At 66.9% G+C, this 25,641-nt stretch carries 18 protein-coding genes and 1 pseudogene; 17 read left to right on the top strand and 2 right to left on the bottom strand.

The features are described from left to right. Nucleotides 1-385 precede the first annotated feature (385 nt). The 3 genes and pseudogenes from JAO73_RS23245 to JAO73_RS15120 form a co-directional block, all read left to right on the top strand. A pseudogene (locus JAO73_RS23245) lies at nucleotides 386-709 on the top strand (SDR family NAD(P)-dependent oxidoreductase); the annotation flags it as partial. Between the two features lie 46 nt (nucleotides 710-755). Further along, entirely contained in the window at nucleotides 756-1,088 is a 333-nt protein-coding gene (locus JAO73_RS23250) for an SDR family NAD(P)-dependent oxidoreductase (RefSeq protein WP_262896066.1), read from the top strand. Between the two features lie 314 nt (nucleotides 1,089-1,402). Next, nucleotides 1,403-4,075 (top strand): PAS domain-containing hybrid sensor histidine kinase/response regulator, encoded by a 2,673-nt coding sequence (locus JAO73_RS15120; RefSeq protein ID WP_198977950.1) that lies wholly within the window; start codon nucleotides 1,403-1,405, stop codon nucleotides 4,073-4,075. Here the strand turns inward: JAO73_RS15120 and JAO73_RS15125 are convergent. Further along, the gene (locus JAO73_RS15125) at nucleotides 4,059-4,811 is read right to left on the bottom strand and encodes a LytR/AlgR family response regulator transcription factor (protein WP_198977952.1); all 753 of its coding nucleotides are present in this window, start codon (nucleotides 4,809-4,811) and stop codon (nucleotides 4,059-4,061) included. The genes JAO73_RS15120 and JAO73_RS15125 overlap by 17 nt on opposite strands. A gap of 411 nt (nucleotides 4,812-5,222) precedes the next feature. Here JAO73_RS15125 and JAO73_RS15130 point away from each other — a divergent pair, with 411 nt between their 5' ends. The 10 genes from JAO73_RS15130 (at nucleotide 5,223) to JAO73_RS15175 (ending at nucleotide 18,239) form a co-directional block, all read left to right on the top strand. Then, on the top strand, nucleotides 5,223-6,005 hold the full coding sequence (locus JAO73_RS15130; RefSeq protein WP_198977954.1) for a polysaccharide biosynthesis/export family protein: 783 nt from the start codon (nucleotides 5,223-5,225) through the stop codon (nucleotides 6,003-6,005). 50 nt (nucleotides 6,006-6,055) lie between these two features. Beyond that, nucleotides 6,056-8,446 carry a polysaccharide biosynthesis tyrosine autokinase gene (locus JAO73_RS15135; protein WP_198977958.1) on the top strand — a complete coding sequence of 797 codons (2,391 nt, stop codon included), beginning with the start codon at nucleotides 6,056-6,058 and terminating at the stop codon, nucleotides 8,444-8,446. 15 nt (nucleotides 8,447-8,461) lie between these two features. Continuing rightward, nucleotides 8,462-10,048 (top strand): lipopolysaccharide biosynthesis protein, encoded by a 1,587-nt coding sequence (locus tag JAO73_RS15140; RefSeq protein ID WP_198977959.1) that lies wholly within the window; start codon nucleotides 8,462-8,464, stop codon nucleotides 10,046-10,048. Then, nucleotides 10,045-11,247 (top strand): glycosyltransferase family 4 protein, encoded by a 1,203-nt coding sequence (locus JAO73_RS15145; protein WP_198977961.1) that lies wholly within the window; start codon nucleotides 10,045-10,047, stop codon nucleotides 11,245-11,247. Before JAO73_RS15140 ends, JAO73_RS15145 begins: the two co-directional genes overlap by 4 nt. Nucleotides 11,248-11,378: 131 nt before the next feature. Further along, nucleotides 11,379-12,725, top strand: a complete 1,347-nt coding sequence (locus tag JAO73_RS15150; RefSeq protein ID WP_198977962.1) for an O-antigen ligase family protein — start codon at nucleotides 11,379-11,381, stop codon at nucleotides 12,723-12,725. A gap of 47 nt (nucleotides 12,726-12,772) precedes the next feature. After that, nucleotides 12,773-14,026, top strand: a complete 1,254-nt coding sequence (locus JAO73_RS15155) for a glycosyltransferase family 4 protein (protein WP_198977964.1) — start codon at nucleotides 12,773-12,775, stop codon at nucleotides 14,024-14,026. Further along, the gene (locus JAO73_RS15160; RefSeq protein ID WP_198977966.1) at nucleotides 13,995-15,038 is read left to right on the top strand and encodes a nucleotide-diphospho-sugar transferase; all 1,044 of its coding nucleotides are present in this window, start codon (nucleotides 13,995-13,997) and stop codon (nucleotides 15,036-15,038) included. Before JAO73_RS15155 ends, JAO73_RS15160 begins: the two co-directional genes overlap by 32 nt. Beyond that, entirely contained in the window at nucleotides 15,035-16,315 is a 1,281-nt protein-coding gene (locus JAO73_RS15165; RefSeq protein ID WP_198977968.1) for a glycosyltransferase family 4 protein, read from the top strand. Before JAO73_RS15160 ends, JAO73_RS15165 begins: the two co-directional genes overlap by 4 nt. A gap of 54 nt (nucleotides 16,316-16,369) precedes the next feature. After that, entirely contained in the window at nucleotides 16,370-17,209 is an 840-nt protein-coding gene (locus tag JAO73_RS15170) for a glycosyltransferase family 2 protein (RefSeq protein ID WP_198977970.1), read from the top strand. Between the two features lie 130 nt (nucleotides 17,210-17,339). Beyond that, nucleotides 17,340-18,239, top strand: coding sequence for an O-fucosyltransferase family protein (locus JAO73_RS15175; RefSeq protein ID WP_198977971.1), 900 nt, complete (start codon nucleotides 17,340-17,342; stop codon nucleotides 18,237-18,239). Between the two features lie 326 nt (nucleotides 18,240-18,565). Here the strand turns inward: JAO73_RS15175 and JAO73_RS15180 are convergent, their stop codons facing one another. Then, nucleotides 18,566-18,943: a hypothetical protein gene (locus JAO73_RS15180; RefSeq protein WP_198977972.1), complete on the bottom strand. Its 378-nt coding sequence runs from the start codon at nucleotides 18,941-18,943 to the stop codon at nucleotides 18,566-18,568. A 24-nt stretch (nucleotides 18,944-18,967) separates the two neighbouring features. Between JAO73_RS15180 and JAO73_RS15185 the strand changes: the two genes are divergently transcribed. The 4 genes from JAO73_RS15185 to rfbF all read left to right on the top strand — a co-directional run bounded on the left by JAO73_RS15185 (nucleotide 18,968) and on the right by rfbF (nucleotide 25,636). Further along, nucleotides 18,968-21,967 (top strand): Ig-like domain-containing protein, encoded by a 3,000-nt coding sequence (locus JAO73_RS15185; protein WP_198977974.1) that lies wholly within the window; start codon nucleotides 18,968-18,970, stop codon nucleotides 21,965-21,967. Between the two features lie 418 nt (nucleotides 21,968-22,385). Further along, complete coding sequence (locus JAO73_RS15190) at nucleotides 22,386-23,783, top strand: exopolysaccharide biosynthesis polyprenyl glycosylphosphotransferase (protein WP_198977976.1); 1,398 nt, start codon at nucleotides 22,386-22,388, stop codon at nucleotides 23,781-23,783. A 58-nt stretch (nucleotides 23,784-23,841) separates the two neighbouring features. After that, a complete protein-coding gene (locus JAO73_RS15195) occupies nucleotides 23,842-24,708 on the top strand; it encodes a WecB/TagA/CpsF family glycosyltransferase (RefSeq protein ID WP_233169222.1) in 867 nt (288 codons plus the stop codon). Between the two features lie 10 nt (nucleotides 24,709-24,718). Next, nucleotides 24,719-25,636 (top strand): glucose-1-phosphate cytidylyltransferase, encoded by a 918-nt coding sequence (gene rfbF / locus JAO73_RS15200; RefSeq protein WP_198977977.1) that lies wholly within the window; start codon nucleotides 24,719-24,721, stop codon nucleotides 25,634-25,636. The last annotated feature ends 5 nt before the right edge of the window (nucleotides 25,637-25,641 follow it).

Raw genomic sequence — 25,641 nt, forward strand, 5'->3', positions numbered from 1 at the left:
AGCAAGTGCGCCTTCATGGCCTATAGCTTGTTGGGGTTATTGTTCCTCAAGCGAATGCCATCCAACTGCTGGGGCAACCGGCGCCGAGGGACAGGCGGTAATTGCCCAAACACAAGCCGTGCTTTTTCTTAGTTGAATAATGTCAATGTTCAATTGACGGGCGGCATTCCAGCCCCGCAAACCATCGCGAAGTTGTTCTGAGAGGCAACTTAAATGCGTTGAAATAAAGCACTTGCACTGATGAAGCCCTGCTTCTGGGCGCACGCAGCCGTTGGGAAAACCAGATTCACCAAGCGGAAATGGGGCGGGAAAGTCAGCGGCTTGAGCTCGAGCAGCCTAGTTTCTGTTTGTTCGCCACGGAATTTGCAGGAATGAAATTGCGGTCATTACGGGCGCTAGTTTGGGCATGGCGTTGGCCACAGCCCAACTTTTCGTCGAAGAAGGCGCGTACGTCTTCATCACCGGCCGCCGCCAACACGAGTTGGACGAAGCCGTGAAAACCATTGGGCGCCACGTGACCGGCGTGGTGTGCGACTCGGGCAACCTCGCCGACCTGGACCGCTTGTATGCCCAGGTACAAGCCGAAAAAGGTCGCATTGACGTGCTCTACGCCAGCGCCGGCGCGGTGGAATTCGCGCCGCTGGGCAAGGTGACGGAAGCACACTTCGACACGCAGTTTGCGGTCAACGCCAAGGGCACGTTCTTCACGGTGCAGAAGGCCCCTGCCGCTGCTCAGCGACGGGGCTTCCATCCTCATGACGGGCTCGGCGGCCGCCTTGAAAGGCAACGCCTACACCAGCGTTTACAGCGCGAGCAAAGCCGCCCTGAGCACGTTTGCCAAAACCTGGACGGCGGACTTGAAAGCGCGAAACATCCGCGTGAACGTCATTCACCCCGGCCCGATTAACACCCCCGCATTTGCACAGCTCAGCGACGAGCAAAAAGCCGCCTTCGTCAGCACCGTGCCAATGGGCCGGGCTGGCCAGCCTCGCGAGGTTGCCACCGCCGCCCTGTTCCTGGCTTCGGCCGATTCGAGCTACATCACGGGCATCTCGATGGCCGTGGACGGCGGCACAACGCAGGTATAATGCGCGCCCTTGTTCGGTGGAGCATCTGCCGCTGTGCTGCCCAACAAGAAGTTTCCAACGACTTTATGGTGTCCAGTCGACCGGTAGGCAAACCGGCTGATTGGACGCCATTGTTGCAAATAGCTGGTAACAAAAGGCGCTATCTAATAAACACACCAGGAAACTAAGCAGCAAAACATATATTATTTAATATATTTGCTTAGAATCAGTAGCATTCAGCGGTGTAGCCGCCACATAAGGGGCTACTGAGGAGCAGCAACTTGCTGCTGGCCCCCGAGGCGCATCCATGTTGTGCGCTTCACTTCTCAGCACGCATGAGCATGTTCGAAAGTACCACCGACTCTTCCGCCCTGGGTATCCGCTCCGGTGCATGTCCTTCCGACCCGGCGCTTCCGGCGGCGCTTCTTGGCCACAACCCGCACCCGGTGCTGTGTTTCGACGCACGCGGCCGGCTGCGCTATGCCAATCCTGCCGCCAGTAGCGTCCGGGAGGCGTTTCAAGGCAGCAGCCCCACGGCTTTGTGGCAAGCACTGAGCGACGCCGCGGAGTGGCTGCGCACGCAGCCTGCCAACCAGCCGGCCGTGCTGGAGGCCAACGGGCAGTGCTGGCAAGTGAGCAGCGCCAGCGCAACGGACCAGGAACTAACGTTTTTTTACCTGGTCGACGTGACCGCGTGGCGGGCCACCGAGCAGCAGCTGCGCCACCAGCAGGATTTCCGGCAGCTCATGCTCGACACCAGCTCTACCTTGTTTACCGTGTACGACACGGCCGACCGGCCCGTCTTCTACAACCGGGCCGTGCGCGAGCTGATGCAGCACCTGCAGGTGTACAGCGGGCCGGCGCACCACGACCCGGCCACCCCCGCCTACGCCGAACGCCGACGCCGCACCGAAATCAACGAGCAAGCGCGGCAAACCAACGGCGAGGTGCGGCAGGAAATGACGCTGACCCTTGACTCGGGGGAGCGGCGCTGGTACCAGACCGTGCGCTGCCCCCTGCACAACCCCGACGGCACGGTGTTCGTGCTGGGCGTGACCACCGACATCACCGACCTCAAGCGCCACGAGCAGGTGCTGGCCCTGCGCGAAAAGCAGTACCACGACCTGCTGCGCCACACCCAAACCCTGATTTGCACCCACGACCTGACCGGCCGCCTGCTTACGGTGAACCCGGCCCTGGCCGCGCTCCTGCAGCGGCCCGAAGCCGAGCTGGTGGGCCAGCCCCTTGGCCGGTTTCTGCAGCCGGAACAGCAGGGCGCGCTGAGCCGGTACCTGGCCCGGGTCAGTTCGGCGGGCAGCGCCACGGGCGTACTGCGGGTAGCCACGGCGCCCGGAAAGGTGCGCTACCTGTTGTTTCACAACACCTTGGTGCAGGAACCCGACCAGCCGGCCTACGTCATCGGCCATTCGCACGACATCACGGCGCGCATCGAGGCCGAGCGGGAAGCCCGGCGCAGCCGTCAGCAGGCGGCGGCCAGCGCCCGGGCCCGCGAAGTGTTCCTGGCCAGCATCAGCCACGAGGTGCGCACGCCCATTCACGGCATGTTGGGGCTGGCGGCGCAGCTGGGCAAAACCGCCCTGACCGAGCGGCAGCGGTATTTGCTGAGCAGCATTTGCCAGGCCGGCGCGCACCTCACCGGCCTGCTCAACGACGTGCTCGACCTCAGCCGCCTCAACAGCGGGGCCATTGAGCTCGAAGCCGTGCCGTTTGTGCTGGGCGACTCGGTGGACGCCGTGCTGCGGCCGCTGGCGGCGCAGGCCCGGGAGAAGGGGCTGCGGTTTCTGGGGGCCACGGCGGGGCGGCCGTTTCCGCGGCGCTGGGTGCTGGGCGACCCGCTCCGCCTCAACCAGATTCTGCTCAACCTGGTGAGCAACGCCCTGAAATTCACGGACCGGGGCAGCATTCGCGTTAGCTGCCGGGTGCTGGCCGAAAGCTCCACCGCCCTGCGGGTCCGGTTTCGGGTGGCCGACACCGGCATTGGCATTGCGCCGGAAATGCTGGCGAGCGTGTTCGACGACTTCACCCAGGCCCACGCGGCCACCGGCCGGCACTACGGCGGCGCCGGACTGGGCCTGAGCATCAGTCGGCGCCTGGCCCGGCAAATGGGCGGCACGCTCGGCGTGACCAGCCAGCCGGGCCGGGGCAGCTGCTTCGCGCTGGAGCTGGCCCTGCCCAAAGCCCCAGCCGGGGCCCGGCCGGCGCCCGCCGCGGAGCAGCCCTCCCTCCCGGCCCGCCTGGCGGGCCTGCGCGTGCTGCTGGCCGACGACAACGAGATGAACCGCGAAGTCACGCGCCTGACGCTGGCCGACTGGGGCATTCGGCCCACCGAAGCCGCCAGCGGAAGCGAAGCGCTGCGCCTGCTGGCGGCGCAGGACTTCGACGTGGCCCTGCTCGACATTCAGATGCCGGACCTCAGCGGGCTGGAGGTGGTGCGCCGCCTGCGCGCCCTGCCCCACCCGGCGCGGGCCCACACCCCGGTCATTGCGTTCACGGCGGCCGCGCTGCCGCGCCCCGACGACTACTACCGGCGCCAGGGCATCATCGGCCGGCTAGCCAAGCCCTTCAGCGAAGCCGAATTGTGCCAGCAGCTCCTGGCCGTGCCCCGGCCGGCGCGCCCCTACAGCCTGGCCGGCCTGCAGAGCTTTGCCAAAGGCGACCACGCGCTGGTGGACAAAGTCGTTGCCTCGTTTTTGAACAATGCCCCCGCCGCCCTGGCCAAGCTGAGCGCGGCCGCCGCCGCGGGCGACTGGCGCACGGCGGCCCAGCAGGTGCACTACCTGCACTTCAATGTGAAGACGCTGGACGTGGGCGGGCTCGAAACCTGCACCACCACCCTGCTTGCGCCCATTCACGGGCGGGGGCGCGGCCCGGCGGCGGTGGACCCGGCGGCGTTTCGGGCGGCGGCGCAGGAATTTGTGGCCACCGTGGAAGACGTGGTGCAGGCCCTGCGCCGCGACGCGGACGCCCACGTTACAAGCTCCGAATAGAGCGAAACAGCACCTCCTGGTAGGATTTAGCCAGCGGCACTTCGTAAGGCCCCACCACCAGCATGTTGTCCTCAATGCTGTCGATGAGGCGGGTGTTGACGATGTAGGACCGATGCACGCGCTGAAAGTGCGCAAACGGCAGCCGCTCGGCCAGCTGCTTGAGCGTGGCGTGCACAATGTATTTGTGGTTGGCCATGACCAGCACCGAATACATCGACATGGCCTCGATGTAGAGCACTTCGTCGAAATTGAGCTTGACCAAGCGGTTGTTGACTTTCACAAACAGCTCCGACCAGTCTTCGAGGGCGTCTTTGCGGGCGGCCACGGGCAATGCGGCGGCGGCTTCGTGGGCCAGGGCGGCCCGGCGGCGGCGCACGGCCACGTCCACGGCCCGCCGAAACCGGGCGAAATCGACCGGCTTCACCAGGTAGTCGGTCACGTGCAGCTCGAAGGCTTCGATGGCGAAGTCGGCGTGCGTGCTCACGAGGATGATTTCCGGGTGGGGCTCGGGCAGGAGCTGCACGAGGGCGAGGCCGGTCAGCTCCGGCATTTCGATGTCGAGCAACAGGATGTCGACCGGCGGGTGGGTTTGCAGGTAGCTCAGGGCCTGCACGCCGTCGGGCAGGCTGGCCACCAGCTCCAGCGTGTGGGTGAGCCCAACCATGTGCGCCAGCATCAGGCGGCTGGCTTCGTTGTCGTCCACGATAAGGCAGCGGAGAAGTGCGGAGTCAGCCATGGCGCTTACGAGGAATGAGGCAGTGACGGCAGCGCAGTATTGTGATGCACCCGGACGCCATCACAATATATCAAATATAGTATATTATCAAAGAAAATGCAACCGCGGACTCGTGTGCCCGCTGCGGAATTTTGCCCCATGGCGCGCCGCGGGCACTGTCGGCAGCTGAAAAGGTCCGGAGGGTTTTCGTTTGGCAATAAGGCCCTTACCGCTGCGGCGCGCAAGTGAGCATCCTCAATTCGGAAATTGATGCTCCTCATTTCGATGGCTGGGACCGGCGACGAGTTTTGTCAGGCTACTCCAACCGGCTGCTGCCCGGTGCGCCGCGAGCACCCCTCGCCGCGCCAGAACCGTCACCCAACCCGTTTCGGGGGCCCACTGCCTGCTCCGACCGCCACTGCTTCCTTCGCCATGCCGTCTCTCCCCTCCTCCTGCTTGCGGTGGCTGCTGCCGGCCCTAACGCTGCTGAGCGGCTGCGTGGCCCAACGGCAGCTGCCCTACCTGCAAAGCCCGGGCTACTCCGCGTCCTCGGCCGTGGCCGTGGCCAATGCCCGACCCAGCTACCGCATTCAGCCCAACGACGTGCTGTCGGTGCGGGTGCAGAGCCCGCAGCCCGAATTCAACGAGCTGTTTAACGTGGCCGATGCGCGCGTCATGATGAACAGCGACCCCGGCGCCATGTTCCTGAGCGGCTACTCGGTGAGCGAGGATGGGCAGATTACGCTGCCCACGGTGGGCGCCCTCAAAGTGGCCGGGCTGGATGTTATGGCCGCGCAGGCCCTGGTGCAGCAGCGCGTGAGCGGCTTCGTGCGGGGGGCCAACGTGGTGGTGAAGCTGCTGAGCTTCAAGGTGACGGTACTGGGCGAGGTGCGCAACCCCGGCCGCTACTTCGTGTACAACGGCCAGGCCAGCGTGCTCGAAGGCCTGGGCCTGGCCGGCGACCTCACCGAATACGGCAACCGCCAGAACGTGAAGCTCATCCGCCAAACGCCCACGGGCTCGCAGGTGGTGCTGCTCAACCTCACCGACCCTGCCCTGCTGGGCTCGCCCTACTACTACCTGCTGCCCAACGACGCCCTCTACGTGGAGCCGCTGCAGGCCCGCGCCGCCCGCGCCAACGCCAACAACCTCGGCCTGGCCTTCGCCGGCATTTCGGCCGTGGTGCTGCTGCTCAGCTTTCTGAAATCCAACTAACCGCGGGGCAGGCGGGCGGCTGCGGGCCGCCGCCGGGCCCGGCTTGCCGTATGAAAACACCTCCCGAACCGGCCCCCGACGAACTGGACCTGAGCCAGCTGTTTTTTAAGCTGCGGCGGCGCTGGCTGCTGTTTGCGGGTGCCCTGCTGCTGGCCGGGGCGCTGGCCTACGTGTACCTGCAAGTGACGCCGCCGGTGTACGGCCTGCGCGCCACCATGCTGCTCGGCGACCAGGCCACGGGCTCGAAGCGGGCCCAGGAGCTGCTGCAGATTCTGGAAGTGCACGACAAGGGGCTGAAGATGGAAGACGAAATTGGCCTCATCACCTCGGGGGCCACCGTGCGGCAGGCCGTGCGCCGGCTGCCCTTTGCCGTGGCCTACTTCCGCGAGCCCGCCTCCTGGCTGAACCGCCTGCGGCCCGTGCTGCGCCGCGAGCAGCCTGCCGCCGCCATGCCCTTTGAGGTGCTGCCCGACCTGACGGCCCCCCAGCTCGCCGACGTGCGCGTGTACGTGACGCCCGCCGGGGCCGGGCGCTACCGCCTGCAGGCCACCGCTGCCCGCGCCCGGCTCGCCGACCTGCCCACCGGCCGCGTGGTGCGCGACACCTGGAACGTGCGCCTCGACACCACCCTGGCCGCCGGCGACACCCTGCGCCACCCGCTGCTGCGCCTGGTGCTGCGGCCCGTGCCGGGCGTGCCCTTCGAGGCCGGCGCCGGGCGCTACGGCTTTGTGCTGAACGACGTGAACGGGGCCGCCGGCCGCTACGCCGAAGGCCTGGCCGTGCGCCCCATCGACCACGACTCGCGCATTGTGGAGATACGCCTCAAAAACAGCGTGCCGGTCCAGGCACAGGCCTTTCTCGATACGCTGATGGCCGTGTACATCGCCGCCGACCTGCGCGCCAAAAACCAGACCGGCCGCAAAAGCTTGGCGTTTTTGGATGAGGAGATTGCCAAGCTGGCCCGCACCCGCCAGCAGGCCGCGGGGGCGCTGTCGGCGTTCCGGGCCACGCGGGGCGTGGTGGACGTGCAGGCGCAGTCGTCGTCGGAGATTGGCCGGCTGGCCGAGCTGGAAACGGCCCGCGCCCGCGCCGCCACCACCCGCCGCTACTGCCAGAGCCTGCTCGACTACCTGCAGGCCAACCGGGGCGGCGGCCAGATGGCCTCGCCCAGCAGCGCCGGCATCGACGACGGCGTGCTCAACAGCCTCATTCTGCAGCTCAACGAGCTCAACAGCCGCCGCGCCGCCTTGAGCGTGAACGGCAGCGACGCCAACCCCCTGCTGGTGGTGACGGACGAGCGCATCCGCAGCACCAAGGAGGCCCTGATGCAGACCCTCACCAACATGAGCCGCACCGCCGCCATCGGCCTGCGCGACCTCGACGCCCAGCTGGCCCGGGTGCGCGGCCAAATCAGCCGCATGCCCGAGAACGAGCGCCAGCTGGCTTCGCTGAAGGGCGAGAGCGACTTCAACGAAAAGAATTACAACTTCCTGGTGGAGAAGCGCAACGAGGCCGCCCTGGCCCTGGCCACCAACACCACCGACAAGCGCGTAGTGGACCGCGCCCAACGCACCAGCGCCGGCCCCGATTCGCCCAATCCCAAGCTGGTGGGGCTCATTGCGCTGCTGGCCGGGCTGCTGCTGCCCGCCGGCCTGGTGCTGCTGCTCGACAAAGCCAACCAGACCGTGCAGGGCCAGAACGACCTGGCCCGCATGACCAACATTCCGGTGCTGGGCGTGGTGGCCCACGGCACCCCGGCCGACACCAAAGACCTGGCCCACCGCAACAAAGGCCCCATTGCCGAGTCGTTTCGCTCTATTCGGGTGAACCTGCAGTACCTCACGGCCGGGCCCGATAAAAAGGTGCTGGGTGTGACCTCGACGGTGCCCGGCGAGGGCAAAACCTTTTGCGCCGTGAATCTGGCCACCGAGCTGGCCCACTCCGGCCGCCGCGTGGTGCTGGTGGAAACCGACCTGCGCCGCCCCACCGTGGCCGCCTATTTCCTGCTGGCGCCCAGCTCCCTGCACGGCCTCACCAGCTACCTGGCCGACGACTGCACCCTCGACGAGTGCCGCCGGCCCAGCGGCGTGCCCGGCCTCGACCTGATACCCTGCGGCCCGGTGCCGGCCCGGCCCACGCAGCTACTCGAAAGCCCGCGCATGGCCACGCTGCTGCAACGCCTGCGCGCCGAGTACGACTACGTGGTGCTCGACACGCCGCCCGTGGGCTTCGTGGCCGAATACTTCGTGCTGGTGCAGCACCTCGACGCCACGGTGTACGTGGTGCGCCACAATTACACCGACCGCGACCTGGTGGGCCGCATCAACGAGCTGTACCAGGACGAGAAAATCCGGCAGGTGTACCTGCTCATCAACGACGTGCGCTTTGCCGGCAGCTACGAGCACCGCCACCAGCGCAATGCTTACGCCTACTACAAATAAGGCCTCGCCCCCCTCATGGCTTCAGCAAAAAACCTGACTACTTCCACGCTGCACAGCATCAGCTGGAGCACGGCCGCCACGGTGGTGATGGCCGTGCTCCAGCTGGGCTACACCGGCGTGATGGCCCGGCTGCTGGCCCCGGCCGCCTTCGGGCTGGTGGCGCTGGCGGGCGTGGTCATTCGCTTTGGTACCTACTTCTCGCAGATTGGGCTGGAGCACGCCCTCGTGCAAAAGCCCGACATGACCGACGAGGATGTGCGCGCGGCCTTCACCTCGGCGGCGCTGCTGGGCGGGGCGTGCGCGCTGGCGCTGGCCGTGGGCGCCCCGCTGGCCCGGCTGGTGTTCGACGAGCCGGCCGTGGTGCCGCTGGTGCGCCTCATGGGCCTCGGGCTGTTCTTCAACGGGCTGTCGGCCACGGCCCTGAGCATTCTGCGGCGGCGCATGGCCTTCCGTACGCTGGCCATCATCGAAACCACCGCCTACGTGCTGGCCTACGGCGGGCTGGGCATCGCCATGGCCTGGGCGGGCTGGGGCGTGTGGAGCCTGGTGGTGGCCAACCTGGCCCAGGGCCTGCTGGTGGCGCTGCTGGCCTATGCCGTGACGCGGCACTCTCTACGGCTGTATTTCCGGTGGGCGCACTACCGGCCGCTGCTGGCCTACGGCACGCGCATCACCTTCACCAGCTTCCTCGAATTCATCACCAGCTCGCTCGACACGCTGCTGATTGGGCGGCTGCTGGGCGCCGCGCTGCTCGGCATCTACAACCGGGCTTCGATGCTGATTACGCTGCCGCTGTATTTGCTCACGCGCAGCGTGTCGCGGGTCATTTTCCCGGCCTTCAGCCAGGTGCAGGCCGACCGCGCCAAGCTGGGCGGCGTGTACCTGGGCAGCATCACGCTGGTGGCGGCGGGCATCTTACCGCTGGGGGCGGGCGTGGCGGTGGCCGCGCCGGTGCTGGTGCGCGCCGTGCTGGGGCCGGGCTGGGAAGCCGCCGTGCCGGTGCTGCGCATTCTGTGCGCCGCCGTGCCGCTGAGTCTCATTACCATGTTTGCCGGCATTGTGTGCGATGCCCGGGCGGCCCTCACGGCCAAAATCAACGCCAACCTGCTGGCCCTTTGCAGCTTGGTGTTATTCTTCTTTTTTCTGCGCGGCTACGGGCTGGCGGGCTTTGCCGGCGCTCTGGTATTGAATGAGCTAGTGCGCACGGCCCTGTTCCTGCGGCTGATGCACCACGAGCTGGCCCTGCCCTACCCGCGCCTGCTGGCCGCCTACGGACCGGGCCTGTTTCATGCGGCGGCGCTGGGCGCCTTGCTGGGCCTGCTGCATTGGGTTCTGAAGCCCCTGGCCTGGCCCGCCCCCGCCGCCCTCACCCTGCTGATGCTGGCCGGCGCCGTGGTTCTGGGCGGGCTCATGCTGCTGCGCCCGCGCCCGGCCCTGCGCGAGGAGCTGCGCCGTTTCCTGGGGCGGTTGCGGCCCGGCAATGCGGCCAGCCCCGGGGCCCGCTTCCTGGCCGGCTACCTGCGGTTTTTGGAGCGGCAGGCACCGCTTTCGTCGTCGTTCACGCCCGGCTTTGGGCCGCAGCCTTCGCCCCTTCAGCCATGAACATTCTGCTGGTTTCGTTTTTGAAGCCCGACGCGCCTTCCGGGGTGCGGGTGCACTACGTGCGCCTGGCCGAGCAGCTGCGCCAGCGCGGGCACCAGGTAGACGTGGTGACGCCTGCCACCCTCACCGGGCCGCGGCGGCACCTGGTGGCGGGGCTGCGCCACCTGCTGCGGCGGCTGGGGCCGGTGCCCCGCGCCCTGGCCACCACCGTGGCCTACTACCTGCACATTCGCTGGGGCATCGACCCTAGCCGCCGCTACGACGTGGTGAACGCCCAGGACCTGGGCAGCGGCCTGGCCGCCCGCCACGCCCTGGGCAACCGCGTGCCGGTGGTGGTGACGGGCCACTTCAACGCCCACCCGGCCGCCGACGAGCTGCGCCAGAAGCCCCGCGGCCCCGCGGCGGCGCGGGCCATCGGGCGGTGGTACGCGCACCTGCTGGCGCGCACCCAGTACTTCATCGGCGTGTCGAGGTTTGGGCTGGAGGCGGTGCGGGCCGCCCTGCCGCCCCACTGCGCAAGCCGCGTGGTGCCCAACGGCATCGACCTGGCCGCTGGGCGCGCCGCCACGCCCGATGCGGAGCTGCGCCGCCGCGCCGCCGGCCGCCCCGTGCTGCTCAACATCGGCCACCTCGAAAGCCGCAAAAACCAGCTGCTGCTGGTGCGGGCCGCCCACGCCCTGCGCCAGTTCCGCCAGGATTTTGTGGTGGGCCTGGTGGGGAAGGGCGAAGACGAGGCGCTGCTCCGCCAGCACATTGCCGAGCTTGGGCTGGAAGACGTGGTGCTCCTGCTGGGCTACCGCGAGCACGAGCAGGTGCTGCCGCTGCTGCGCGCCGCCGAACTGTACGTGCACGTGGCCACCCACGAAACCTTCGGGCTGGTGCTGGTGGAGGCCATGGCGGCCGGCGTGCCCGCGCTGGCGCTGGCCGTGGGCGGCGTGCCCGAGGTGCTGCGCGCCACCCCCGCGGCCCTGCTGCCGCCCGACATCACCCCGGCCGGCCTGGCCGCCGTGCTGCACAGTTGGCTCAACGCCCCCAGCCTGCGCCGGCAGCTCAGCCGCGAGCAAGCTGCACATGCCGCCGCCCATTTCGACGTGCGCCAGATGGTGGACGCCACCCTCAATTTCTATGAGCACGCGCGGCGGCACTTCCGGGCTTCGCTGGCCGTGCCCATGTCCGAACTCGTGCTGACCATGCCATGAGAAGCGAGAAGCGAGAAGCGAGAAGCGAGAAGCGAGAAGCGAGAATAATGAAACGCCTGAATGACTTTAAACACACATTACCCTTACTACCTGTGACTTGACTTTAGATAGTCTGGAAACCTACGCGCGCCATGAAACTCAACCTGCGCTTTCTGTACCTGCTGCCGCTGCTGGCGGTGCTGTTCACCAACCCGGCCTTCAACGCCTTCTTTTTTGGGAAGGCCGACGAAGCCGGGCTGGGGCTGCGCTACGAGTACGCCCTGACGGCCTTATCGCTGGCGGCGGCGGTGCGCTACTACGGATACTTTCAGCCAGTGGTGCAGGTGTGGCTGGCGGTGCTGCTGGTCAGCATGGCGGGGCTGGCGCTGGAGTCGTACGCGCTGTGGCATTCGTGGGCCAAATACCCCCACGTGTTTAGCAAGCTGACGGCGCTGCTCCCGCTGTTTGGGATGTACGCGGTTTACCGGCGTTTTCCGCCGCCGTCTTACCGGCAATTGGCGGGCCTGATGCTGGCGACGCTGCTGCTCAGTCTGATTGTCGTTTACCCTGAGGCGCTGACGCTGGGCTCGTTTCTGGAAACCGAGCGGGGGTTTAGCGTCACGTCGGCCTACCTGCTGCTGCCGGTGCTGCTGCTCTGCCTCAACTTTTATATCTCCTCCAACAACCTGGTCTATGGGCTGGCTGGCCTGCTGTGCCTGGCGCTGATAGTGTTTTTGCAGCACCGCACGGTGTGGGTGTGCACGGCCCTGGCGCTGGTGCTCGACCTGGGCCTGCTGGCCCTGCGGGTGCCGGCGGCGCGGGCCTGGGGCACGCGGCTGGCCGTGCTGGGGGCGCTGGGCGTGGGGCTGGGGCTGGCCAGCGGCCTGGCCGTGGTGCTCGACAACCCCGACGTGGTGCAGAAACTGGCCAAAAGCATCAGCGACATTCAGCACCCCACCACGCAGGGCACCGGCACCTTCCGCATGCAGCAGTACGAGGCCTACCTGCCGCTGGTGCGCGAGCGGCCCCTGGCCGGCTGGCGGCTGCAGGGCTTTGAAGTGCCCGTGCAGTTCTACAGCGACGACTCGGGCAAGCAAGTGTGGCCCGACTTCACCGGCCACCACTTCCACAGCTTCTACCTCGACCGGCTGTTCTACTTTGGCTGGCTGGGGATGCTGCTGGTGCTGGGCGTGCCGGCGGTGCAGCTGGGCCGCTGCCTGCTGAGCCTGGCGCCCCTGCAGGAAGGCCCGGCGGCGCTGCTGGCGTTTGTGGCCACGTTTCCGGTGTTCGGGCTTTCCTACGACTGGCCCAACTACGCCTACGGCTTCATTGGCCTGCTGCTGGCCATCACCAGCCGGCCGGCGCCGGCGGGAGCCGCCCGGCCAGCACCGGGGCGGGCGCTGCCAACAGCCAACGCCAGCGCACACCTGGAACCCGCCGTTTTGCAAAGTACTGACCTGCTGGCGGCGCACCCGCCGCGAGTTGGGGCCACGCCGTAGGCGGCACGCCGGCCCTGCCCTTTTTCTTCTTTCTAACTCTTCCGGCCATGAAAATCCTGTGGCTTGCGGCTTACCCTTCGCCGCGCATCACCCGCGAACACCCCGTGCCCTGGCTCGTGACGCTGGCCGACTTGCTCAGCCGGCACCCGCGCGTGCAGCTCAGCATTCTGAACTGGAACGCCCGCCAGGAGCGCCCCGTGGAAGAGTTCGACCACGAAGGCATCCGCTTCATTTCGCTGCGCGTGCCGGCCTTTCGGCAAGACTTGTTCACGCTCTACCAGCAGCGCATCGGCATCACGGCGCGCTACCTGCGCCAGCACGCGCACCGCTACGACCTGCTGCACCTACACGGCTCGGAGCTGCAGTTTCCGGCGGCGGCGGCCGGGCTCGACATGCCGCTGTTGCTCTCGATGCAGGGGCTGGTGTCGGAGTGCGTGAAGTGCGTGCCGGGGCTGCTCTCGTGGCGCAAGGTGCTCTGGACGCTGGCCGGCTACTACGAGCGCAAGTACCTCCCGCTGATGCCCAACTTCTCGTGCCGCACGCATTGGGACGCCGCCCACGCGGCCCGCTTCAACCCCAAAGCCCGCATCTACCACAACTGGGAGGCCCTGCGCGAGCCGTTTTTCCGGGCCGCGCACGAGCCCCGCGCCGCGCCCGCCGGCGGCCGGCCGGTGCTGCTGTTCATGGGGGGCTCGCAGGTGATGAAGGGCTACCAAGAAACCCTGGCCGCCTTCGACATCCTCCGCCAAACCACCGACTTCAAGCTGGTGATAGCCGGCGGGCACTACCCCAACGAGGTGGCCGACGCCTACCGCCGCTACCCGCTGCGCCACCTGCGCCCCGATGACGTGGAATACCGCGGCTACCAGAACGGCGAGCAGCTGGCCCGGCTCTGCCGCGAAGCCGAGTGCCTCATTCACCCGTCCTACCTCGACAACAGCCCCAACAGCGTGTGCGAGGCCCAGGTGGCGGGCCTGCCCGTGGTGGCCACCAACGTGGGCGGCGTGAGCTCCCTCATCGAAGACGGCGAAACCGGCCTCTTTGCCGAGCCCACGCCCGACAGCCTGGCCGCCCAGGTGCTGCGCCTGCACCACGCCCCCGCCCTGCGCGCCCGCCTGGCCCGCCAGGCCCAGGCCGTGGCCCTGGCCCGCCACGACCCCGCCACGGTGCTGGACCGCACGTTCGAAATTTATCAGGCCGTGCGCTACGGACTGGAAATCAGCCCGCTGGCCACCAATTCTTTTAATCATTCCGCAAGCCTCATCCCCCATGATACCCTCGCCCCCACTTCCGCCGGCTGACAAGCCCCCCGTACGGCCCCGTTGCGAGACGCCGGTCCTGTTCCTGGTTTTTAACCGCCCCGACGCCACGGCCCAGGTGCTCAACCGGCTGATGGTGGCCGGGGTGCATCGGCTGTACGTGGCCGCCGACGGCGCCCGCCCCGGCCACCCCACCGACGAGGCCCTCTGCGCCCAGGTGCGGGCCGTGGTGATGCAGATTACGGCCCGCTGGAACTGCGAAGTGCACACGCTGTTCCGCGTCAACAACCTGGGCTGCAGCGTGGCCGTGTCCGAATCCATCAACTGGTTTTTTGCCCACGAGACCGAAGGCATCATCGTGGAAGACGACTGCCTGCCCGCGCCCGATTTCATCCCGTTCTGCACCGAGCTGCTGGCCCGCTACCGCCACGACACCCGCGTGATGCACATCGGGGGCAACCATTTTGGCCCCGACGCCGGCAGCGCGCTGGGCCCCAAAACCGACTCCTATTATTTCTCCCAACAAGTACACACCTGGGGCTGGGCCACCTGGCGCCGCGCCTGGCAGCACTACGACCTGCACCTGCACGCCCTGCCCACTTTGGCCGCCCACGGCCGCCTGCGCGGCAGCTTCAGCAGCCAGCTCGAAAGCCAGTATTTCCTGCGCAAGTTCTGGGACCTGTACCACGGCCCGCGTCCCTTCACCACCTGGGACTACCAGTGGCATTTTGCCCGGGCGGCCCACGCCGGCCTCACCATCATGCCCAGCGTGAACCTGGTCACCAACATCGGCTTCGGACACGAAGAGGCCACCCACACCCAGGACGCCACCGACCCCCACGCCGCCCTGCCCACGGGCCAGCTGCACTGGCCGTTGCGCCACCCCAGCCGGGTGCTCAACGACCGGCCGCGCGACCGGCAGCAGTTTCGCGCTTTTTTGGGCGGGCGGCTGCGGGCCAAGCTGCGGGGCCTGCTGCGGCCGGCCCGCCCGGCGGTGGCGGCGGGCGTCGGCCCCTCCTTTTCTCCCGTGACCGTTGAAGCTGCTCCGCGATGAAAATTTTGCTTTCGGCGTATGCCTGCGACCCGACTCACGGCGGCGAGGGCGGCAATGGCTTCAACTGGGCCTGGGAGATGGCCAACCTCGGCCACGAGGTGTGGTGCCTCACCACGCCTTGGGGGAAAGACGCCATTGAGGCCGAAATGCATGCCCGCGCGGCCAATCCGGCGGCCCAACGCCTGCACTTTGTGTTCGTGCCCGTGCCGGGGTGGGTGGAGTTCTTGTACCGCTGGCAGTTTGGCGTGTACCTGCACTACATGGTGTGGCAGTACCGCGCCTGGCGGCTGGCCCGGCCCCTCGACCAAAGTGTGTGCTTCGACTTGGTGCACCACGTCACCTTTGGCAGCCTGCAGTTTGCTTCCTGGCTGTGGCGCCTGGGCCGGCCGCTCATTTTTGGGCCCGTGGGCGGGGGGCAGCAGGCGCCCAAGCTGCTGCGCCGCTACCTGCCCGACTGGTTCAAGACCGAAACCCTGCGCAACCTGGTGAGCTGGCTGCTAATCACCTTCGACCCCAACGTGCGCCAGACGCTGCGCCACGCCGCCTTGGTGTTTGCGGCCAACCGCGAAACGGCCCAGCTGGCTTGGGAACTGGGCGCCCGCCACGTGGAGCTGGCCATGAGCACGGCCCTGCCCCTCAGCTTCTTCCCGCCCGAGTACCCGGCGCGCGCGCCCCTGGCCGGGCGCGAGCTGCGCATTCTGTGGCTGGCCCGGCTGTTTCCGCGCAAGGGGCTGCACCTGGTGCTCGAGGCCCTGGGGCAGGTGCACCCGCGGGTGCGGTTTCACCTCAACATTTACGGCGACGGGCCAGTGGCCCCGCTGCTGCCCGGCTGGATAGAGGCCGCCGGCCTGCACCACCGCGTGACCTGGCACGGCAACGCGCCCTACGCCACGGTGCGCTCGGCTTTTCTGGCCCACGACCTGTTCATGCTCTGCAGCTTGCGCGACAGCTACGCGGCCCAGTACTTAGAGTCGATGGCCATGGGCCTGCCCATTCTGACGCTGGACCACCACGGCGCCACCGACTTCATCCCCGACGACGCGGGGCTGAAAGTGCCGGTGCAGTCGCCCGAGGCCACGGCCGCCGCCCTGGCCCGCGCCGTGGAGCACCTCTACGACCACCCCGACGAGCTCGAACGGCGGGGTCGGGCCAGCTTCGCCTATGCCCGCGAACAGAGCTGGCCGGCCTTGGTGGCCCGCCTGCTGCTGCGCGCCGCCGACGCCGCCCACGTGCTGTCGGACCTGGTGCCGGCGCCCGTGCCGGCCGAAGTGGCGTAGCCACGGCGGGCCAACGCCTTATTCGTCACCCTTTCTCACCTTTTCATCACGGCCGTGCTCTACGTCATCATTCCCGTTTTCAACCGCTGGCACTTCACGCGGGCCTGCCTGCAGTCGCTGCAAGCGCAGAAGGTGCAGCATTTCCGGGTGGTCGTCGTCGACGATGGCTCCACCGATGGCACCGCCGCGCACCTGGCCCGCGAGTTTCCGGCGGTGGAGGTGCTGCCCGGCACCGGCCAGCTCTATTGGACGGCCGCCGTGAACCTGGGCATTCGCCACGCCCTGGCCCGTGGCGCCGACCGCGTCATGACGCTCAACAACGACGTGGTGGCCCCGCCCGATTTCATCGAAAATGCCCTGCGCTGGGCCCGGCGCCAGCCCAGCGCCCTGCTCGGCCCCGTGGAGCTCGACGCCGCCACCGGCCAACCCGTGTTTGGCGGCGAAACCTTCAGCTTTCTGACCCACCAGCGCCACAACCTGCTGGCCACGCTGCCGCCCGAAGACCGGTGCGGGCTGCACCCCGTGACCTACCTGCCCGGCCGCGGCCTGCTGATTCCGGCCGCGGTATTCGTCACGCAGGGCTTGTTCGACGAGCGCCACCTGCCCCACTACCTGGCCGACTACGACTTCACCAGCCAGGCCCGGCGGGCCGGGTTCCCGGTGTACGTCAACTACGACACCCACCTGCTCACCTACCCCGACGACAGCGGCCAGGTGCAGACCCGGCGGCGGCGCAGCCTGCGCGGCTACTACCAGCACCTGTTCGGCATCCGGGGCGGTGGCAACCTGCGCAATTTCACCTACTTCGCCCTCAAAAACGCGCCGGTTTTCTTTTTGCCCTTCTTCCTGCTCAACGGCTACCTGCGCCGGCTGCTGGGGTATTTTCTGCATTAAAACCGGGGTAGAGACGCAATATGTTGCGTCACGTCAGCCGCGCCGTTTGCATAGCGTTTTAGCGTCACCGTTCGGGCGTCTTCGTTCAACGACGAGACGCAACATATTGCGTCTCTACCCCTACCATCTCATGGTCATTCTGGTAAAACGTTTCGGCCAGCTGGGCAACCGGCTGTTTCTCTTTGCCCACCTCGTGGCCAACGCCGCCGAGCACGGACACGCCGTGGCCAACCCGAGCTTTGCGGCCTACGCCCGTTTTTTTGAGGCCCCGGCGGCCGATGATTTCGGTGCGCTGCCGGTGCGGCTGGCGCTACTGCCCCACCAGTGGCTGGCCCGCGCCCTGGAGTGGCTGCTGGGCCTGGTGCAGCGGCCGCAGGTGTTTCGGGGGCTGGCCGCCGTGCGCCGCTGGCTGCCGGCCTGGACGGGCCTGCCGCAGCTGCTCTACCTCGACGACAGCGCCGGTACCTTCGACCTGGGCGCGGCGCCCTACCTCGCCGCCGTGCGCCAGCGCGTGGTGCTGCTGCACGGCTGGTGCTTCCGCGACCGGCCCAGCTTTGCCCGGCACGCCGCCCTCATCCGCCGGCTGTTTGCGCTGGTGCCGCCGCACCGGCAGGCCGTGGCGGCCGTGCTGGCCCGCTGCCGCAGCACCGCCGAGGTGCTGGTGGGCGTGCACATCCGGCGTGGCGACTACGCCACCTTTGCCAACGGGCAGTATTTCTTCGGCAATGACGTGTACGCCCGCCACATGCGGGCCCTGCGGGCCCAGTTTGCCCCCAGCCGGCGCGTCGAGTTCCTGCTGTGCTCCGACGAAGACTTGCACCTGGCCGATTTTGCCGGCCTGCCCGTGCACCGCGGCAGCGGCCATTTTGTGGAAGACCTCTACGCCCTGGCCGGCTGCGACTACCTGCTGGGGCCGCCCAGTTCTTATTCCATGTGGGCCTCGTTCTACGGCGAAGTGCCGCTGTGCCACCTGCACCAAGCCGACCAGCCGGTGCAGCTAACCGATTTTGCGGTGTTTCTCGACCAGTAAACCCGCAGCGGCCGCCCGTACCGGGGCGGCTTGCCTGGCCTTCACAGCCGCGGAGGGCGGCTTCAATTCACTGACAGCGTGAGTTGAAGCCGTCCTTTTCAACTTTTTTTGCTCCCGAGCACTCACAAACGCTTCTGTGCTAAGTACCGATAAATGAGGAGGTAACGTAAAAATATTCAATTTCGATTTTCTATTGTTTGCATACATCGGCAATAGTACAAGTTCCCCGGGATGAACTAAATTCCCCTTCGCTTTGTAGATTTGCTACGAAGAGCAAGTCTTGGTGTATCACTTTTACAAGATGAACATCAAGAAGGCTCGTCGGGTTACGTGGTAAGTCTTTCGCCAAGAAGGAATTTTCTGCGGAAGCTGACGAACCAAACAAGGGCGGCCAGGGGGCCGTCGGCCGAGGGTGTTGGAGTTGTGTTGTTGAAGTAAAAGCCTGAATCACTTGTCAGAGTCAATTTAATAATGGGGGTTCCCGCGTTTTTCGCGGCGAAAACCGTTGCCGTGCTGGCCGCTGGCCACAGTCCGGAATGAGGCTGGCGAACACATGGCGATGAATTGGCTCGGGCAGCGCAGGCTGCGGCGATAATTGAACAAAAACAACCTGGGTGTTTTCTTTCATTGATGGCGTTTCGCAGCCTGCAAGGGTTGAGTTCGGCGCTATTGCTTAAACCAGAACCACCAGTTTGAAAGTCCATTCTAAGAAAAATCGCATTTCGTCATTGCTGCGTGCCGCTTGGCTGAGTCTGGCCCTGGCGCCGGCACTGGCCCAGGCCCAAAACGTCCCGAACGTGACGTATCAGGGCCCCATCACCATCACCCAAGGCGGCACCTACACCGGCAATTACAAGAGCACCGACTCCAATACGCCGGCCGTGACCATCGCTACGTCGTCGCCGGTGACGCTGCAGGGCTGCATTCTGGTGGGCCCCGGCGACCTGATTCAGGCCAACGGCACGCCCGGCGACATCACCGTGCTCAACAGCCAGGCCTACGGCACCACGCCCACCCAGGACGACCGGTACCGCGGCCGCTTCATTGCCGCCACCAACGCCCGGAACATTCGGGCCGAGAACAACTACCTGGAGCACACCACGGGCTTTACCATCTACCAGTTCAGCGGCGACGGCTCGGCCAGCCAGACGGTGCGCATTCTGCGCAACAAGGTGCTCGACATCGACGGCCGCACCCGCAACGGCGGGCGCAACCTGGCCAACTTCATCGGCCTGAACACGGTGCGCAACATCGCCAACATCGAAATTGCCTGGAACCAGGTGATTAATGAGCCCAACCTGTCGTCGGTGGAAGACAACATCAACTTCTACAACTCGGGCGGCACGGCCCAGAGCCCGGCCCGCGTGCACGACAACTACGTGCAGGGCGCCTACCCTTTCCCGGCCACCAGCAGCACCTACTCGGGCACGGGCATGACCACCGACGGCGACGGCACCACCGTGAGCACCGTGCCGGCCTTTCTGGAAGCCTATGACAACCAGTTCGTTTCGACCTGCAACGCGGGGATGAACATTGCCGCCGGCCACGACATCAAGTACTACAACAACCGCATTGTGACCAGCGCCTACCTGCCCGATGGCACGCCGCTGAACGCCGTATATGCGGGCACGGCCGTGTTCAACGGCCACCAGGTGTCGAGCAGCGTGTTCTACAACAATACCATTCAGAACAACACCATCGGCTACCGCAACCCGGGCTACACCATTCCTTTCCAGGACCGGCACGACCTCTCGAACGGCGCCTGCGCCACCTGCACCGGCACCAACCACTTGCCCAACCCCATCACGCTGGGCGTGGAGCAGAACGAGCTGACCCTCTGGCAGCAAAAGCTGGCCCAGAACAACGTGACGCTCGGCCCCGGCGGCTCCGCCGGCAGCGGCACCACGGCGCCGGCCAACACGCCGCCGACGGTGAGCCTGAGCGCGCCGGCCACGGGCACGGTGGGCACGGCCCTGGCCTTGTCGGCCACGGCCGCCGACGCCAACGGCACGGTGAGCAAAGTGGAGTTCTTCAGCGGCGCCACCAAGCTCGGCGAGGACCTGACTTCGCCTTATTCGCTCAGCTATACCCCCACGGCCGCCGGCACGCTCGGCCTCACGGCCCGCGCCACCGACAACGCCGGCGCGAGTACGACTTCGAACACGGCTAGCGTGACGGTGGGCACCGGCACCACCACGACGCCGCCTGTAACGTCCTCGGGCGACCCCGCAAATTCGACCTTCTACCGGGCGTTTAACCTGGGCGGCGCGGCGGCCACCATCGACGGGCGCAGCTGGGAAGCCAGCAGCGGGGCGGCCAACTTCAGCACCAACGCCTCGGGCTGGTCGAGCCCCGGCGCCTCGCTCAACCCGGCCACCGACGCGGCCCGCGCGGGCATGATTACCTCGGCCCTGTTCGGCACGGGCCCCACCCTGGCCGTGGGCGGCGTGGCCAGCGGCACGTACTCGGTGTACTTGTACATCTGGGAAGACAACTCGCCCGAGACCCTGAACATCCAGCTCGAGGGCCAGACCGTGCGCACCGGTTACAGCACCGGCTCGGCCGGCCACTGGGAGCGGGTGGGCCCCTTCACGGCCAACGTCACCGACGGCACCCTCAACGTGGGCACCACCGGCGGCAACGCCAACCTTTCCGGCCTCGAAATCTTCAAGCAGAACAGCACCACCGCCCCGGCCAACACGCCGCCGACGGTGAGCCTGAGCGCGCCCGCGACGGGCACGGTGGGCACGGCCCTGACCTTGTCGGCCACGGCCGCCGACGCCAACGGCACGGTGAGCAAAGTGGAGTTCTTCAACGGCGCCACCAAGCTCGGCGAGGACCTGACGGCTCCTTACGCCTTCAGCTACACGCCCACGGCCGCCGGCACGCTCGGCCTCACGGCCCGCGCCACCGACAACGCCGGCGCCGCCACGGCTTCTACGGCTGTGAATGTGACGGTGAGCGCGCCTGCCAATCCGCTGGCCACCGGCCCGGCCAACGCTACGTTCTACCGGGCGTTTAACCTGGGCGGCGCGGCCACCACGATTGACGGGCGCAACTGGGAAGCCAGCAGCGGCGCGGCCAACTTCAGCACCAACGCTTCGGGCTGGTCGAGCCCGTCTTCTTCGATTAACCCCAGCACCGACGCGGCGCGGGCGGGCATGATTCGCTCGGCCCTGTTCGGCACGGGCCCCACCCTGGCCGTGGGCGGCGTGGCCAGCGGCACGTACTCGGTGTACTTGTACATCTGGGAAGACAACTCGCCCGAAACCCTGAACATCCAGCTCGAGGGCCAGACCGTGCGCACCGGTTACAGCACCGGCTCGGCCGGCCACTGGGAGCGGGTGGGCCCGTTCACGGCCAACGTCACCGACGGCACCCTCAACGTGGGCACCACCGGCGGCAACGCCAACCTCTCCGGCCTCGAAATCTGGAAGCACAACTCCACGGCCATGCGCAGCATAGCGCCTAGCCCCAACGGCTTCGGCCTATTCCCGGCCACCAGCCGCCCCGACGCGCAAGCTCAGGTGGCTTCGGCCGCCACTGCTCAGGCCGGCCTGCGCCCCGCCAGTGCCCAGGCTGCCCCTGTGCAGGGCCTCCGTTTCATCCTTGAAACCGCTACCCCTGGCTTGACCGTGCGGACCGACGACCGGTTGACCGCCGACCACCGCCAGTATTCTCTAAGCAGCCTGCAGCCCGGCCACGAGCCGGCCCTGCGCACCGCATAGGCGGCTCCCGCAAGCACTTACTTCTTACCACTACTGCTGAAAAGCCTGGCCAGATTGGCCAGGCTTTTTTGTTGTTCCGGGCGGCGAACGGCCCAAAAAGGAAGCGGTTAATGTCCCTGGCGGACGGTTCCAGCAGCAGAAAAAACCGCTCATGCCACTGCCTACTTCCTGATAAAAGCAAAAATACCCCCGGGGTAGTACCATAAAAATAAATTGGGTTTTTTCCAGCCGAACGATGTCTGTTGGGCCTCAAGAAGCTTTTTACATAGTGTTTTTTATATACATGCACTTTGCCTTATAGACGGAGGTCAATTAAATCATTGATTAGTGGAAATAGCTTCTTTTCCTTCACCACATCATCTCAACATTCCCTGCCCGGCAGCTCCATTCTCATGCTTCACCCTTACTCCTCAAGCTTATGGAACGATACGCGCACTATACCGATTCGACTCGGTTTATCCTGCCGCTGCTGGATGTTGCCATCATCTTTGGGGCGTTTCGCCTGGCCGGCTTCCTGGTGTGGCACAGCTGGGAGTTTACCGGCTACGCGCCGTTTCTGTTCATCATTTTTGCCCTGCTCTGGTGGACGCTCTCGCGGCAGTACGCCAACATCTTCCGCCTCGACCGGCTGATTACCTACGCCGAGAAGCTGGGCTACCTGCTGCGCACCTTTCTGATGCACGCGCTGCTGCTGCTGGGCACGGCGCTGCTGCTCGACGTGCAGCAACTGCCCCTGAAGGAGCTGCTGCTGGTGTACGGGCTGGCCGTTCCGGGCGTGGTGCTGGGGCGCTTCGTGCTGGCGTTTTGCTACCGGGCTTACCAGCGCTACTTCGGCGAGCCCCACAGCCGCTACGTGATAGTGGGGGCCAGCGAAAGCGGGCAGCGCCTCTACCATTTCCTGGCCGCCCACGACCCGATGGGCACCCAGTTCAAGGGCTTTTTTGCCGATGAGCCGGTGGCGCCGGCCCTGCGCCCGCTGGTGCGCGGCCCGGTGGCCGAGGTGAAGGACTACTGCCTGCGCACGCCGGTCGACGAAATCTACTTCGCGCTGCCCTTCGACCATCACCAGCTCATCCGGGAGCTGTCGGACTTCGCCATCAACAACTTCCTCTCGTTTCGCATCGTGCCCGACTACCCCGGCACCATGCGCCAGGACGTGAGCGTGTACCACTACGACCACCTGCCCATTCTCACGGTGCGGCGCGAGCCGCTGGCCATCTGGGCCAACCGCCTGCTCAAGCGCAGCTTTGACGTGGTGTTTTCGGGGCTGGTCATCGGGCTGCTGTTTCCGCTGCTGATGCCGGTGCTGGCGCTGGCCATCAAGCTCGACTCGCGGGGGCCGGTGTTTTTCAAGCAGCTGCGGCCGGGGCGGCGCAACCGGCTGTTTCCGTGCTACAAGCTGCGCACCATGCACACGGGCCACGGCCAGACCGAGCTGCAGGCCCGCAAAGGCGACCCCCGGGTGACGCGCGTGGGCTACTACCTGCGCAAGTACAACCTCGACGAGCTGCCCCAATTCTTCAACGTGCTGCTGGGGCACATGTCGGTGGTGGGGCCGCGGCCCAACATGCTCTCGCAGCTGCAGGAATACTCCCAGCGCATGAACACCTACCAGCTGCGCCACGCCGTGACGCCCGGCATCACGGGCTACGCCCAGGTGAACGGCTGCCGCGGCGAAACCCGCGCCCCCAACGCCATGGAGAAGCGCGTGGAGTACGACCTCAAGTACCTGGAAAACTGGTCCTTCATTCTCGATTTGAAAATCATCGGCCAAACCGTGGTCAACATGGTTCGCGGCGAAGAAAACGCCTACTGAGCCGGGCCTGGCCTCACCAATCACCTCCCTCCCTTCCCGCCATCACCTTTCCCTGCTTATGTCAACCCTGCTACTGAAACGCCCCGTGCTGGACGCCCGCATCTCGACCGGGGCCGTGCCCGAGTTCATCGACGCCATTCTGCGGCTGGGGGCGGCCCGCGCCTCGGCCTACGTGTGCTGCGCCAACGCCCACATGCTGGTGGAAGCCCACCAGGACCCGCAGTTCCGGCGCGTGCTGGACCAGGCCAGCGTGGTGACGCCCGACGGCAGCCCCGTAGCAGCGGCCCTGGGCTGGCTGCACGGCCAGCCGCAGCCCCGCGTGGCCGGTATGGACCTGCTGCCCGCCCTGCTAACCGAGGCCGCCGCCCGCGGGCAGTCGGTGTATTTCTACGGCACCACCGAGGCGGTGCTGACGGCCATGGTGGCCCGGGCCCGGCGCGAGCTGCCCGCGCTGCGGGTGGCCGGCTGGCAGGCCCCGCCCTTCCGCCCGCTCACGCCAGAAGAAGACGCCGCCGCCGTGGCCGCCATCAACGACGCCGACCCCGACCTGGTGTTTGTGGCGCTGGGCTGCCCCCGGCAGGAGCGCTGGATGGCCGAGCACCGCGGCCGGGTGCGGGCCTGCATGCTGGGCGTGGGCCAGGCCTTCCTGGTGTATGCGGGGCTGGAGCGGCGCCTGCCGGAGTGGGCCCGCGGGCTGTGGCTGGAGTGGGCCTACCGCCTCTGGCTGGAGCCCCGCCGCCTGGCCCGCCGCTACCTCGTCACCAACACCTGGTTTGTGTGGCTGCTGGCCCGCCACCTGCTCACGCGCTGGCAGGCCAAGGCGCTGCCCGCTCGCCCCAGCGGCCGGCGCGGCCTACGCACCAGCCTGCGCCACGGCGCCCTGAAGCTTCGGCGCGCCGACGCCCTTTCCACCGTTCATTCCTAGCCTTTTGTGTATGAAAGCAGTGATTCTGGCGGGCGGCTACGGCACCCGCATCAGCGAGGAAAGCGGGCTGCGGCCCAAGCCCATGGTCGAGATTGGCGGGCAGCCGATTCTCTGGCACATCATGAAAATCTACGCCCACCACGGCATCACCGATTTTGTGATTTGCTGCGGCTACAAGGGCCACCTCATCAAGCAGTACTTCGCCAACTACTTCCTGCACAACTCCGACGTGACGTTCCGCATGGACCGCAACGAGATGCAGGTGCGCTACCACCGCGCCGAGCCCTGGACGGTGACGCTGGTGGACACCGGCCAGGAAACCATGACCGGCGGCCGCCTGCGCCGCGTGCGCCACTACCTGGACGACGAAACCTTCTGCCTGACCTACGGCGACGGCGTGGGCGACGTCGACATTCAGGCCAGCATTGCCTTTCACCGGCGGCAGGGCCTGCTGGCCACGCTCACGGCGGTGCGCCAGCCGGGCCGCTTCGGGGTGTTCAACCTGGGCGAGGAAGACGCCCGCATCAACAGCTTCAGCGAGAAGCCCGACGGCGGCCTGATGCCTTGGGTGAACGGCGGCTTCTTTGTGCTGGAGCCGGCCGTGCTCGACTACATCGGCGGCGACGCCACGGTGTGGGAGCGCGACCCGCTCGAATGCCTGGCGGCCGAGGGCCAGCTGGCCGCCTACCGCCACCCCGGCTTCTGGCAGCCCATGGACACGCTGCGCGACCGCAACCTGCTGGAAGACCTCTGGCAGCGCGGCCAGGCCGCCTGGAAAGTGTGGGAACCCGCCCCCGAGGCGGTGCCGACGCCCGCCCCGGCCGCCCCTGCGCCGGCCGCGGCCCGGCGGCGCCTGCCCTCGCCCCTGGCGGGCGCCCGGCGCCTGCCCAGCTACCTCGTGGCCACCGGCCAAATCCCCACTGACTGACCTGC

Origin of the sequence: Hymenobacter miniatus, from assembly GCF_016427455.1 — a bacterium.
GTDB classification, from domain to species: Bacteria; Bacteroidota; Bacteroidia; order Cytophagales; family Hymenobacteraceae; genus Hymenobacter; species Hymenobacter armeniacus.

Coding starts and splice junctions, on each gene's coding strand:
- JAO73_RS15150 (WP_198977962.1), top strand. CDS start 11,379: ATGAAACTCAACCTGCGCTTTCTGTACCTGCTGCCGCTGCTGGCGGTG.
- JAO73_RS15180 (WP_198977972.1), bottom strand. CDS start 18,943: ATGGACTTTCAAACTGGTGGTTCTGGTTTAAGCAATAGCGCCGAACTC.
- JAO73_RS15120 (WP_198977950.1), top strand. CDS start 1,403: ATGAGCATGTTCGAAAGTACCACCGACTCTTCCGCCCTGGGTATCCGC.
- JAO73_RS15155 (WP_198977964.1), top strand. CDS start 12,773: ATGAAAATCCTGTGGCTTGCGGCTTACCCTTCGCCGCGCATCACCCGC.
- JAO73_RS15175 (WP_198977971.1), top strand. CDS start 17,340: ATGGTCATTCTGGTAAAACGTTTCGGCCAGCTGGGCAACCGGCTGTTT.
- JAO73_RS15125 (WP_198977952.1), bottom strand. CDS start 4,811: ATGGCTGACTCCGCACTTCTCCGCTGCCTTATCGTGGACGACAACGAA.
- rfbF (WP_198977977.1), top strand. CDS start 24,719: ATGAAAGCAGTGATTCTGGCGGGCGGCTACGGCACCCGCATCAGCGAG.
- JAO73_RS15140 (WP_198977959.1), top strand. CDS start 8,462: ATGGCTTCAGCAAAAAACCTGACTACTTCCACGCTGCACAGCATCAGC.
- JAO73_RS15145 (WP_198977961.1), top strand. CDS start 10,045: ATGAACATTCTGCTGGTTTCGTTTTTGAAGCCCGACGCGCCTTCCGGG.
- JAO73_RS15190 (WP_198977976.1), top strand. CDS start 22,386: ATGGAACGATACGCGCACTATACCGATTCGACTCGGTTTATCCTGCCG.
- JAO73_RS15135 (WP_198977958.1), top strand. CDS start 6,056: ATGAAAACACCTCCCGAACCGGCCCCCGACGAACTGGACCTGAGCCAG.
- JAO73_RS23250 (WP_262896066.1), top strand. CDS start 756: ATGACGGGCTCGGCGGCCGCCTTGAAAGGCAACGCCTACACCAGCGTT.
- JAO73_RS15160 (WP_198977966.1), top strand. CDS start 13,995: ATGATACCCTCGCCCCCACTTCCGCCGGCTGACAAGCCCCCCGTACGG.
- JAO73_RS15165 (WP_198977968.1), top strand. CDS start 15,035: ATGAAAATTTTGCTTTCGGCGTATGCCTGCGACCCGACTCACGGCGGC.
- JAO73_RS15195 (WP_233169222.1), top strand. CDS start 23,842: ATGTCAACCCTGCTACTGAAACGCCCCGTGCTGGACGCCCGCATCTCG.
- JAO73_RS15130 (WP_198977954.1), top strand. CDS start 5,223: ATGCCGTCTCTCCCCTCCTCCTGCTTGCGGTGGCTGCTGCCGGCCCTA.